Annotated in this window: 10 protein-coding genes; 1 reads left to right on the top strand and 9 read right to left on the bottom strand. The window is 54.9% G+C overall.

Annotation, left to right across the window (positions count from 1 at the left end; translation table 11 throughout):
- Positions 1-34 precede the first annotated feature (34 nt).
- Positions 35-1135: a dehydrogenase gene (locus A3H92_02345; protein OHC75535.1), complete on the bottom strand. Its 1101-nt coding sequence runs from the start codon at positions 1133-1135 to the stop codon at positions 35-37.
- Positions 1135-2757 (bottom strand): hypothetical protein, encoded by a 1623-nt coding sequence (locus A3H92_02340; GenBank protein ID OHC75534.1) that lies wholly within the window; start codon positions 2755-2757, stop codon positions 1135-1137. Before A3H92_02340 ends, A3H92_02345 begins: the two co-directional genes overlap by 1 nt.
- 44 nt (positions 2758-2801) lie before the next feature.
- On the opposite strand from A3H92_02340, the gene A3H92_02335 reads away from it, so the two are divergent.
- Positions 2802-3749: a hypothetical protein gene (locus A3H92_02335; protein ID OHC75533.1), complete on the top strand. Its 948-nt coding sequence runs from the start codon at positions 2802-2804 to the stop codon at positions 3747-3749.
- On the opposite strand, the gene A3H92_02330 is transcribed toward A3H92_02335, so the two are convergent.
- The 7 genes from A3H92_02330 to A3H92_02300 all read right to left on the bottom strand — a co-directional run bounded on the left by A3H92_02330 (position 3746) and on the right by A3H92_02300 (position 12158).
- Entirely contained in the window at positions 3746-4648 is a 903-nt protein-coding gene (locus tag A3H92_02330) for a hypothetical protein (protein ID OHC75532.1), read from the bottom strand. The genes A3H92_02335 and A3H92_02330 overlap by 4 nt on opposite strands.
- 78 nt (positions 4649-4726) lie before the next feature.
- Complete coding sequence (locus A3H92_02325; protein ID OHC75531.1) at positions 4727-6268, bottom strand: hypothetical protein; 1542 nt, start codon at positions 6266-6268, stop codon at positions 4727-4729.
- A gap of 3 nt (positions 6269-6271) precedes the next feature.
- The gene (locus A3H92_02320; GenBank protein ID OHC75530.1) at positions 6272-8386 is read right to left on the bottom strand and encodes a hypothetical protein; all 2115 of its coding nucleotides are present in this window, start codon (positions 8384-8386) and stop codon (positions 6272-6274) included.
- Positions 8387-8389: 3 nt separating this feature from the next.
- Complete coding sequence (locus tag A3H92_02315) at positions 8390-9829, bottom strand: hypothetical protein (GenBank protein OHC75529.1); 1440 nt, start codon at positions 9827-9829, stop codon at positions 8390-8392.
- A gap of 13 nt (positions 9830-9842) precedes the next feature.
- Positions 9843-10301: a UDP-3-O-(3-hydroxymyristoyl)glucosamine N-acyltransferase gene (locus A3H92_02310; protein OHC75528.1), complete on the bottom strand. Its 459-nt coding sequence runs from the start codon at positions 10299-10301 to the stop codon at positions 9843-9845.
- 13 nt (positions 10302-10314) lie between these two features.
- Entirely contained in the window at positions 10315-11022 is a 708-nt protein-coding gene (locus A3H92_02305) for a hypothetical protein (protein ID OHC75527.1), read from the bottom strand.
- Entirely contained in the window at positions 11019-12158 is a 1140-nt protein-coding gene (locus tag A3H92_02300; protein ID OHC75526.1) for a hypothetical protein, read from the bottom strand. The genes A3H92_02305 and A3H92_02300 overlap by 4 nt, the downstream gene beginning before the upstream one ends.
- Positions 12159-12169 lie beyond the last annotated feature (11 nt).

Here is a 12169-nt window from a genome sequence, read left to right as displayed (position 1 = left end):
CCGTAACCGGCGATTCCGACCTTTAGTTTATCCGTCATGACAATGGAGTCCGGTAACGCTTTGAAATTTCATCGTCTTTACGGCCAAGGCGAACGGATTGCCGGTCGCTGTTTACGTCTGCCCAGTCTCCCGTTTCGTCCGAGCGGTAAAAGGCGTGCAACAGCTTCAGGGTGCCGAGGCAGTCGGCATGGTCAACCGGGTAGGGAACGCCGCCGGCGAAGAAAGCGGCGATATCCCTGTACATTTCGCTGTGGCCGAAGCCGTAGACGGCGCCGTGGCCCTTAACGCCCTTGAAATCCTCGCTGTTGGCGGCGCAGGCGTCGGGATCAGGGGTGAAGATTTGCAGCTCGTTGACGGCGATGCCGCCGATCTGGGCCAGACCCTTGGCGCCGACGATGCTTAAGGACGCCTCGAAGTCATCAGGCCGCGCCGCCGTCGTCACCTCGACGGTTCCCACCGCGCCGGAGCGATAGTTGATAATGGCGACCGCCGTGTCCTCGACCTCGATGTCGGCGCCCAACGTCGTCATAACGGCGTTGACCCGCTCGACCTCGCCGCCCAGATAGCGCAACAAATCGACATGGTGAATACCTTGATTGGTCAGGGCGCCGCCGTCATGGGAGAAGGTTCCGCGCCACGGCGCCATGTCGTAGTAGCGCTGGGGCCGGCACCAGCGGACTCTTGCCGCGACAATGCGGATATCGCCCAGTTCGTCGTTATCCAGCGCCTGCTTGGCGCGGCGAACCGCCTTGTTGTAGCGATTCTGGAATACCGGGAACATCTTCAGGCCGAGGCGGTCAGCGGCGGCGAGAGCGTCATGGAGCTGCTCAGGGCGCATAAAGGTGGGTTTTTCCATGATGACGTGCTTGCCGTGGCGCTCCATCACGTCCATGGCGTGCTCAAAATGCATGCCGGACGGCGTGATGACGGCGGCGATGTCGATGTCGCGGACTTTGTTGAACATAGCGTGGTAATCGGTGAAGCCGGGGACGCCGAATTCTCCGGCGTAGGCTTGCGCTCTTTCGTCGATCAGATCGCATACCGCCGCCAGTTCAATTCCTTCCACGGAAGAAATGGCGCGGCAGTGGTGTCCGGCAATGCGGCCGCAGCCGATCAAGGCGACTCTGATGGTCATTATGCTTTCTCCCCCCGGCCCGCGTGCATATCATTAGTAAGCAGACGACGCCAGAGGTCCATGTCCGGATGAGAAAGAACCCGCTCCCAGGCAAGGCGCTCAGGCTTGGCCGGAGCATCCATGATTTGGGACACGGTGTGGATGGTTACGCTCTGCGCCTCCATTTCGGCGGGCAGGACATCAATGGCGATGCGGTCTTCCAGCATCAGCCGATAGGCGGGCAGGCCGGCGAGCAACGCCTCCAGCGCCGATGTCCCGGTGCTGTACAACACCGCCGACAGGCCGGTCTGCTCCTGAAGCGGCACATCGGTGCGCGACAGGTTGGGGGCGTCCTTGAAGTCCAGCGGATACATCGGGTGTTCCTTGACCACCACCCGGCGGCCGGTTTTGGCGATGGCGCGGGCGGCTTCCACCTGCCGGCGGGCGGCCATGGGAATCGCCGACAAGGGGACGAACACCGGCCCTTGCGCGTCATAAATGCTTTTGGCGAAGGGCTTGAAGCGCAAGGCGCCGCCGATGACCAGACGGTCGGCGGGGATGCCCCAGGCCTCCAGTTCGCTCCGGTAGGCCGGGCCGTTGCTGACTACCAGATCGGGAATGCCGGCCAGGCCGTCGTGGTTGGTGGCGGTGGAGTAGTTGATCTGATAAGGCCCGATCACCGTGTGCTGATAGCCCAAGGTGGGGACGCCGAGCCGCCGCGCCGCCCGGCAAAAGGCCCGCTCCCAGCCGTGGTTCTCCCAGGGCCACGCCACCCGCGACGGCTTTACGGCTTGCAGCCATCGTTGCTGGCAGTGGTGCTGCCAGCGGTTCATCGCCGGGCCGCCGCCGCCGTTTTCTTTTGCCGCAGAGCGGCGCACCAGCCACCCGTAGGGGCCATGGGTATGAATTCGTTCCGGTCGCCACCGCGTCGCCGCCGGCCATAAGGCGAAAAGCGGACTACCCCAGCCGTGAAGGCTCGCCGTCTTGCCGTCGACGGCCAGTTCCTGCGCCCGGCGGGGCGGACAATCGGTATGCAACAATCTTTTCAGCCCCGGAATGTCTTTCATCAGGCTTCCGAAATAATCATCGAAGCCCTCGGCGTTGCTGCGGGGATGCCCGTAAACCAGCAGGAAATAAGCACCCTTGGCGTGGGCGCCGTTGAATCGTTTCAGTAAAAGCGAGGCGACGGCTACGCTGAGGCTGACCTTGATCCCGGCCATCAGGCCTCTCAGGCGCAGGAAGACAAGGCGGGGCCAAAGCGGCGGCGGCTTTCCCGCCTTGACGCCGGGCAAGCGGGCCAGATGACGAAACAGCCAGGGATCGGAGCAGACGGCGAGGCAAGTTTCTTCATCGGCGGCAGTCTGTTCGGCGATTTTGCTCCATGCCAGCATTAACCCGAAGTCCGAGCCGAAGGCCGCCGCCGTCGGGGTTTGCGCTGTTGAAGCGGTGGGGGCGGCGCTCATTTCCCGTCCTAATCGCCACCAAATATCCCGGCAGTCCTTGAACGCATCTTCCAGGCGCCGTTCCAGTTGCGGCAATCTGTTCGCGGCGTCAAGCGCCGCCGCCGCATCCGTCGTCGCAAACCATCGGCTATAGGAGCCGGGTTCCGGCAAATCATAGGGTGTGTGCAAAAGCAGCGTCATGGTGTTAAAGTCTTGCGGCAATATTGGTTGTACCGGAGTCCCTCATGTTTTTTGAAAAAGTCCTCAACTGCATCCGTGAATCTGACCTGAACGGCCCCTTGTCCTGCAAGGGCGGCGATGTCCTTGATGGTCTTTCCGGCAGCAAAACGGTCGGCGTTCTGCAAAGGCTGACGGGGTTGTTTGCCGATGATCCGACGGCTTGTTATGTGGAAATCGGGGTATTCCAGGGGCTGACCTTGTTTTCAGTAGCCGTTCATTTCCCGGACTTCCCCTGTTTCGGCATCGACAATTTCTCGATTCTCGACCCTCAAGGGAAAAATTACGATATAGTAACGAACCGCAAGGCCAGACTCAATGCGACAAACGCGACATTAATTAACAAGGACTTCGAGGTTGCTCTTGAGACTCTGGGTGAGCATTTGGCGGGGCGCAAGGTCGGGGTCTATTTCATTGACGGCGCCCATGACTACCGGAGTCAACTGATCGCCCTTTTGCTGGCCGCGCCCCTTTTGCATGAAAATGCGGTGATTCTGGTCGATGACGCCAACTATGCTTTTGTGCGGCAATCGACCCGGGACTTTCTGATCTCCCATCCGAAATACAAGATGATTTTCGAGGCCTACAGCCCGGATCATCCCGCCAATATGGCGCCGAACGCCTTGAAACAGTGGGAGAAGGGATGGCTTAACGGCATTAATATTCTGGTGCGCGACCCTGCGGGGGCGTTGCCCGAAATGCTGCCGCCGACGGAAGCGGATCGCACCCTTTACGTCAATGATTGGCTGGTGCATCGCCATCAGCTTGCCGAACTGGCTCCCCAAGCGTTGAATCTGGCCCAAGCGGTTTGCCGAGGCGACGGCGCGGCGGAGGCCGCATGCCGCGAGGAACTCATCAATCGCTTTAACAAAATGCGCGATGGCCTTGATTTGCGCCGCCCGGATCGCAACACTTACAGCGCCGGATTAACAACCGGGCGGTATAATGAACTTTAAAGGCAATCCTGCAAAACCGGTTCAAATTCTTTTAAAAAGGCGTTGGTCCAAATCTCCGCGCTGGCCGGGTTCAGGTGGCCTGAATCGCTGCCGGTCAGGCCTTCTACATCAGGTTGGATAAAAGGAGTTCCCAGGTTCTCGGCGATCTTCCGGCCGACTAGCGGAGTGGCGACAGGAGACGGCACCACGGTAATGACAAGACATATTTTTCTGTCGGATGCGAATTTCTTGAATTTCCGCGCATTGTTCAGCAATTCCTGAAAAGCGTTCTCGGGGTAATCATCGGAATAGGATACCGGAATGTTTTCGTTCGGCCAGTTCGGAGACGTTATGCGACCGTTCTTGCGGGATCTGTATTGTGTTTTCTGGTCGCCGCAGAGCAAGTTTTTAAAGAGGCGTCTTTCGCCGCCGCAAATATCTTTGTGAAGAGGCTGCACCCAGGCTTTCATGGTATATTCGAATTTAGCCATAGGGGTTTCCGACATTATTTTTTTGGCCGTAGAATTGGCGCTGTTATAAAAAAAATAATCGGAATTAATGATTATTATCCGGGGAGACAAGGCATATTTTTCAATAATTTTCCTTGGGAAAACATCCTGTTCGCCGTTAAAGGTCAGATTGAAGTGTTTAATGTTCCTGTCATCAAAAAAAGCCTGAATAGCGGTTGTTGAAAATGCCATCTGCGCTCGGCTGTTTCCAAGAATTAAAACATCGGCAAGTTTTAAATTGCGAATGCTCTCTTCATCCGTTCCCAGAAATATAGCGCCGTGTTCATAACTGCCGAACGCTTGGTCGGCGCAATACGACAAGTAATATTCGCTTGAATAAAGGGAAGCATTGCATCTGAACACCCAAAAGTTTGTACTTAAATATCCAAATACCATGGCATATACAAACATAATACTTGTCGCAATTCCCCCTCCAACCAGGAGGATAATATTATACCGTCTAAATATTTTCTTTGTCATTATGCTTAATTAGAATTGCCAATAAAGAAACTCACTTGGCCGTAGCGCAAGAATAAGAGCGATGCCGACCAGCATAACGGTAACGCCGGCCCAGAGGGGCGTGGGACGCCAAAGGAAGGCGCGCGGTAAGCCGGGATAAGGCTCAACGGCGTCGGTGGACGGATAGTAGCGTCGTGTCCATTGCTGGGTGTTGGGAAAGGCGAGGGCCAGAATCATGACGGCGGCGAGCCATCCTATTTGTGAGCGGCCGTCGAAATAGATCAACGGCGCCGAGGCTATCTTAAAGTTTCCGATCAGCGGCTTTAATAATTCAAAAAAAGGCGCGTAGCCGACCGTCACTACAAGACGACCGTCCATGCCGCTCATTCCCTGGAGCACATTAAGGGCCGCCTCCCAGGATTCGGCGCGGAAAAAGACCCACGCTATAACGACCGCCATAAATGTTATTAACCACGAGACAGCACGGCCTATGGGCGAGGTAACGCCGGGAGCAAGGCTCAAACGGCGCCGAACAGCATGCCAGACATGATTACAAATCAGGTAAAAACCATGTAAAAATCCCCAAAATACAAATGTCCAGCCGGCGCCGTGCCATAAACCGCCGAGCAGCATAACCGTCAAAAGGTTAATGTAACGGCGCGAGGGGCCTTTTCGGTTGCCGCCCAGGGGATAGTACAAATAGTCACGGAAAAAACGGGAAAGGGTCATATGCCAGCAACGCCAAAATTCAATAATATTGAGGGCTTTGTAGGGGGAATTGAAATTTAGGGGGAGCTTGACGCCGAACATGCAGGAGAGGCCGATCGCCATATCCGAGTATCCGGAAAAATCAAAATAAATCTGGAATGTATAGGCCAGAGATCCTCCCCATGCTTCCAGGAAGGTAATGGCTTCTCCCGCCGCCGCTCCGGTAAACATGGGAGTTGAATATCCGGCCATGTTATCGGCGATGACTACCTTCTTAAACAGGCCGAGAATGAAAATGGTCGCGCCGACGGCAAAATTTTCGGACGTTAATTTTCTGTCGCCACGGGTAAATTGGGGTAACATTTCCGCTTGATGAACAATGGGGCCGGCCACCAGTTGGGGGAAAAAGGTGACAAACAGGCCATATTCAACCCAGCCGTGAGGCACAGTCAGGCGCTTGTATGAATCCACTAGATAAGCAACCTGCTGGAAGGTGAAGAACGAAATGCCTAGGGGCAATAAGATATCGCCAAGATCGAACGAGGCCCCTGTGGCGTCGGAAAAGATTCCGGCAAAGAAGCCCGCGTATTTAAAATAGCCCAGCAGAGAAAGATTAAAGGTAATGGCTAGGACAAAAATAGTCTTTGATGAATTACGATAAAGATAAGATCCGGCGGCGAAATTCAATAAAAGCGATAATATGATGGGCCACACAAAAAGGGGGTTCCACCATCCGTAAAAGAACAGAGAGACGATAAGCAGCCATCCTATCGCCAGGCGGTTAGAGCGTTTTCCGGCAAGAAAATAGCCGCCGAGCGCCACCGGCAGGAACAGAAAGATAAAGAGGTAAGAGTTGAACAGCATAGGTCAGCGCAAAATAAATTCCCGCAGCAACGGCCGACGATAACGCACGGTGATCTGCGGCGTCCCTGCCGGAACCGCCACCGCCATATGGATGCCGTCGGCGGGGACGATGCCTAAGGGCTGGTCGCCGGCCCACGCTTGCCAGAAGGGCGAAAACGTTTGATTCAAAACCAGGACGCCGCCTTTCGGCGCATCCGTCGCGACATCAAAACCGTCGCGCACTTTTTGGAAAGACGTGACCTGCAAGTTTCCAGGCCCGCTTAAATCTTTCATGAATCTTTCCTGCACAATGATCGTGCGGGCCGGGGCGGCGGCGACTTGGCTGTAAAGCGTCGACTCATCGATCATGGCGTTGACGCCCTTTGCGCCGAAAACCCTGGGGAGCGCGTCGGGCAATTCGTAGACATAAAGTTTTCCGGGGTCGAATATGCGCTTCAGACGGTAGCGGGCGAAGGCCGCGAAGCCGTCAAAGAATTGTGGACGAACCTTGGCCCAATCCTCTTTTTTCGATGCCGAAACCAGAACCATGTCTTTTCCCGACAGCGGAAGGGCGCTGAAAATATAGCGGACGCCGGCGATCTTCAGAAGATCGGTGCGGATATGGCTTTCGATATCGTAAACTTCGCCGTTCCATAGCGGCCATTTAACGCCGGCGCGGGTCCCCAGGACATGGCTCGTATCGCGGCGCATGATTTCAAACCAATACTTTTCCCATGCCGCGCTTCCCAGGTTTGTCATCCCGTCGAAGGAATCAAAATCGTAAAAGCCGGAGACTACGTTAGGCGGCGGAGCTTCGAACAAAGTGATGACCCGATAATTTTTGTCGGGATTCCATTGAGGATTGTTTAGGGTTTCATAGCCGATGAGATTGCCTTGTCCGCCGAACCACAGCCAATCCCCGAAATTAACAAATTTATTCCAGGTGGCTATCGACAGGCCCATGGCGATGATGACAATTTCCGGGCGCAAGAATCCTTGGCGGATCAACCTTGAAGCATCAAGACCGGCAAGCGCCCCGGCGGCGACCGGCACGAACAGAGTGGTTATCGAAATCAGCATATAGTAGTGGCTGATTTTATTGACGAACGCCAACCCTACGCTTTCCCAGGGGAAGGATTGAGCGACGGCAAAAGTCAGAATCAGCATGGCCAAAACGCCGATAGAGCGCAACGCGAGACGGTCTTTGCGTATAACCAAAACCATGACGCCGGCAAGATACAGGGAGGTGGGAACCCAATTTCTCAACAGAATGTCAACGCCGGACAGAATTGCCTCAAGGAAATTATCAGAAGTTTTAACCCCTCGCCCCGTATCCGCCGCGCCCAGATAATTGGCGAAAAGAAACTCATGCCAGACAAGGAGGGAAAAAAAGGCAAATATGGAAAAACCGATAACTACCTTTTTCAAATCTACGTCTTTGAACAGCAAGGCGCCGCCGATGACGGCAAGGGCGAGGGGAGGGAAGGTATGAATCGGTTCGCCGGCGGCCAAAACCAGGGTCGCCAGAAAAATCCATCGCCAAAAAAAGCGATCCTTTGAGCAGACAACGCAGGCGTAAACGGCCAACGGCAGCGCCGCAAAGCCGGTTCCCCAGTTGGTGCTGAAATTCAGCAGATATTCGTGGGAAACCGGGAATATCGCGGCGACGGCGACGGCGATCGCCCGGTTGTCCGGGGCTGCCTTGCGGGCCAATAGATAACTGCCGGCGAATCCTAAAGCCGCCAGGAATATTTTGTGCGCCGCCACCACGATCCAGGTGGGGAAGATATACGCCAACAGCAGTTCCGGGTTGAAATACTGCTTTCCCGGCAACATGGAATAAACATCCTGCCCGCCGCTGAATTGGTGAGAGAAGCGACCGCCGTTATACTGGTGGGACAGGTAATAATTTAAGGCAACGTTGAAGTTGCCTTCGTGGCTCATCTCGATAAACGAATAAGGGCCGAGGATGTAGAACTCGAAGGTAAACAAAAGCAGCCAGACGGCGAAAAATATGCCGACGTGGCGCGGGGCGGTAATTTTGAGTCTGTCTGAGGCGAGGGCGAAATAGTACGGCGCGCTCAAAGCGGCGGAGACGATAAGGGCGGCGGTTAAAGCCTTGTTTTCAAATATCGGCATCAGTCAGCTTTTGGCGAACATCCGGAAAAACAGTCCGATGTAATAAGCGCCTTCGCGCCGCCAATTAATGGGGTTCAGCTTCATTTTCAGGCAGTAGCCGTACCATAAATAATAAACGGCGCGGTAAAATCCGCTGAAAGGAAGGCGACACAAAAACCCGACGGCGGGCCTGAGAAACGGGAAACTGACTATGAGGCCGAACAACTTATGCAGGTTCTCTATTTTTCTTTTTTCTGCGGGCGAAGAAAAATCAAGCATGGATGAGCGCTTGTAGGTTTCCATGTAAACCGGCTCGCCTTTAAGGAATCCCTTTTCGCGGGCATAGCGTTCGATGGGGGTGCCGGGAAACGGATAAAGGATCGAAGAACCGGCATAGGCCGGCTTGATTTTTATATTGAGATCAAGCGTTTTCAAATCCGTTTGGTAGGGATCAGGGACCGGCAGCCCGATGATGTTGAGAGTCAGGATGCCGACTCCATGGCGATGGAGCATTGCGGCGGCGGAAATAATTTGTTCGTTGCTCAGGCCGCGACCGAGAATATCATTGGCCGCTTGTTCATCGCCGCTTTCGATTCCCATCCACACAAAGCTGAGTCCGGCGTCGCGTAATTGAATCAGAACATCTTCTTTCAGCGAATTGGCGCGCACTGTGCCGTCGAAGGGAATGCCGATCCGATCCTTGTATAATCTGCAAAATTCATCAAACCATTTTCCCGGTTTCGCTGGAAAGGTGTCATCGACGAAAGCGATATGGTCGGTCGGATAACGGTCGCGTATCCATTCTATCTCCTGGATTACCTGCTCCGGCGTCCGCCAGCGCAGCACCTTGCCGAGGCCCTTGTAGGACTGGTTGTATTCCACGTTGAAGCAATAGGCGCATTTGTAAGGGCAGCCGCGCGCCGCCATGACGAACCGGTTGCCGGTTCCGGCCAGACCGGGGTCGGCGTCGTAGAGAATCTTGTGGTCGGGAAAGGGAAGAGCCGAGACGTCGACCAGCGCCATCAGGGGATTTTTATATGTCTTGCCGTCATGCTTCACATGAAAGCTGGGCGTTTCCCAATGGTTTTCTCCGTTTTCAAGGCGGCGGCAGAACTCGGGAAAGGCTTCGTCTCCCTCGCCGGCGCAGATGGCGTCAACACCGTCTTCATCAATAAGTTCGGGAAAGAAAGTGGCATGGGCGCCGCCGAACACCGAGGTAAATCGGAAATCCTTTTTGAGTTTGCGGTTCAATTTCAGAAGCGAGATGTGTTCGCCGGTCATGGCGCTGTAGCCGACGACATGCGGGGCGAAATCTTGCATCGTCGCCGCCAGCTTGCCCGGTTCCGTTACTCCCTGAATGACAAGGGCGACTTGATGACCGCGCTCTTTAAGGACGGCGCTCAGGCAGCAGATGGCCATGCGGTCCTGGGCGAAAGAGTCTTTATAGACGAGAAGGATTTTCATTAAAAAACGGCTCTTAAGAAGAACCAAATCTTCCGGCCGGGTTGCCCATGTAGGTTCCCGGTTCGGTGATATTTTTCGTCACCACGGCGCCAGCGCCGATTACCACATTATCGCAAATCGTTACCGGCAGGATAGTCACGTTGGAGCCGATAGAGACATTGTTGCCGATGCCGGTCGGCAGCCATAGTTCAGGGTTTTCCCGCGCCGGTTTTCCGGCCTTGAACAGATCGTTGATGAACATCACCCCATGACCGATGAAGCAATCGTCGCCGATGGTTACAAGCTCACAGATGAAACTATGTGATTGAATTCGGCATCTTTTGCCGATAACTGCGTTGCGTTGGATTTCGACGAAAGGGCCGACGAAGCAGTCATCGCCTATGGCGCATCCGTAAAGATTTACGGGGCGCACGATGGTGACGTTATCGCCGAAAGTAACATCTTTGATCCCTGAATCCCTGAATGTAACCATTCTGTTTTTCGGATTATCGCCTGTTGAAGAAAAAGATAAAAAGCTCCCTGATGGTTTTCAGGATCGTTCTTGGCTGCACGCCGGTCGGAATGCCTGATTCCCGCTCGGTGTAGTTGACGTCAACTCCGACGATCCTCAATCCCAGGCGCTTGGCGCGAATAATATTTTCCGCCAGAAGAAAAACCCCGTCGCTTTTTCCCAGATAGGTTTCGATCTGGTCGCGTTTGTACATATGGATCCAGTTGACGTCGAAGAAATTGAGATTGAAAACCAAATTTACCAACTGATGATAAATCGCCGAAACCATTTTTCCGTAAAACGGAAGCTGAAGCCGGCGATGACGCCGGTAGCCGATAACGATGTCGGCATATCTGATTAGCACAAGATAGACGTTAAAATCTTCCAGCGTGAAGCGGTAGTCGGCGGGGCAGATCATGACATAGGTCTTTGTCGCCCGCATGAGGCCGGTGCGGACGGTTATGCCGAAGCCGCCGTTTTTTTTCTGTTGAATGCCGATGACATTTTTGTACTTGTTCGCCAATTCATCGACGATGCGTCCGGTCGAATCGGAGCTGCCGTCGTTGACGACTATAACTTCAAGGTCATCCACCCATTGGGGCGCCGTGGCCAGCAGGTGCTCGACGGTATGGGCTATTAACTCTTCTTCATTGTAGGCGGGAACGACGATGCTCAGGCTGGCTTTTGAATCTTTTTTTGTCATGCGCCTGCCTTGGCGGTGAAACGGGCAAGGGTTTCGACCGTGCGACTGATCTGTTCGTCGGTAATTTCCGGAAATATCGGCAATGAAAGAATCCGTTTGCAAGCATCTTCAGCAACCGGAAAGTCGCCTTTTTTATAGCCGAGATTCTTGTAGCATTCCTGCAAGTGGATCACTTTGGGGTAATGAATCTGCGCCATCACGCCGTTTTCCCGCAAATAGGCATGGCAGGCGTCCCGATTATCAACCTGGATCACATAGAGATGATAAACCGGCTCGGCCCCCTTGGCCGTAACGGGACGCTTGACGGGAAGCGGTTTAAGCAATTCGTCATACTTGGCGGCGGCTCTTTGTCGCGCCGCTGTCCATTCCTTCAAGTAGGGGAGCTTGCACAGCAAAATCGCCGCCTGAAGCGCGTCAAGACGTGAGTTATAGCCGATGTCCTCATGAATCCCGGTCATTGATCGCCCGTTTTGGCCGTAGTTGGACAGGCGCAGCGCCGTCGCCGCCGATTGATCGTCGTTAGTCAGAATAAGGCCGCCGTCGCCGAAGCCGCCGAGATTCTTGCTGGGATAGAAACTGAAACAGGAGATATCGCCGATGGCGCCCGCTATCCTGCCGTCGCTTTCGGCCAGGGTCGCCTGGGCGACATCCTCAATGATGCGGATGCCGCGAGGCCGGCATATGGCCTCGATTGCCGCCATCGGCGCCGGGTGTCCGAAAAGGTGAACCGGAATCACCGCCCTGGTGCGGGGCGTTATGGCTTTTTCCAGGGCCTCAGGGTTCATCTGATAGGTGTCGGGATCAATATCCGCAAAAACCGGCGTCGCTCCGGCGTGGGAGACGGCGAAAGCGGTGGAAATCCAGGTATTGGGAACGGTAATCACTTCGTCCCCCGGCCCGATGCCGAGCGCCCGCACCGCCAGGAACAGGGCGTCGGTTCCCGACGCCGTCCCGATGGCGTGGCGGACATTGTGCAGCGCCGCGAACCGCTCCTCGAATTCGGCGAGGACCGGGCCGCGAATAAAACACGCCTCCTCGGCGACCTTTCTTATGGCGGACATGATCTCGGCGTCCAGGCTTGAGAACTGCCGGGTAAGATCGACAAAGGGAATGACATCTGTTTTGGTCGGCGACATCGTTCTTCCTA

It is taken from the genome of Rhodospirillales bacterium RIFCSPLOWO2_02_FULL_58_16 (genome assembly GCA_001830425.1).
GTDB lineage: Bacteria > Pseudomonadota > Alphaproteobacteria > Rhodospirillales > 2-02-FULL-58-16 > 2-02-FULL-58-16.
This window is presented reverse-complemented; position numbering and strand designations above follow the sequence as displayed.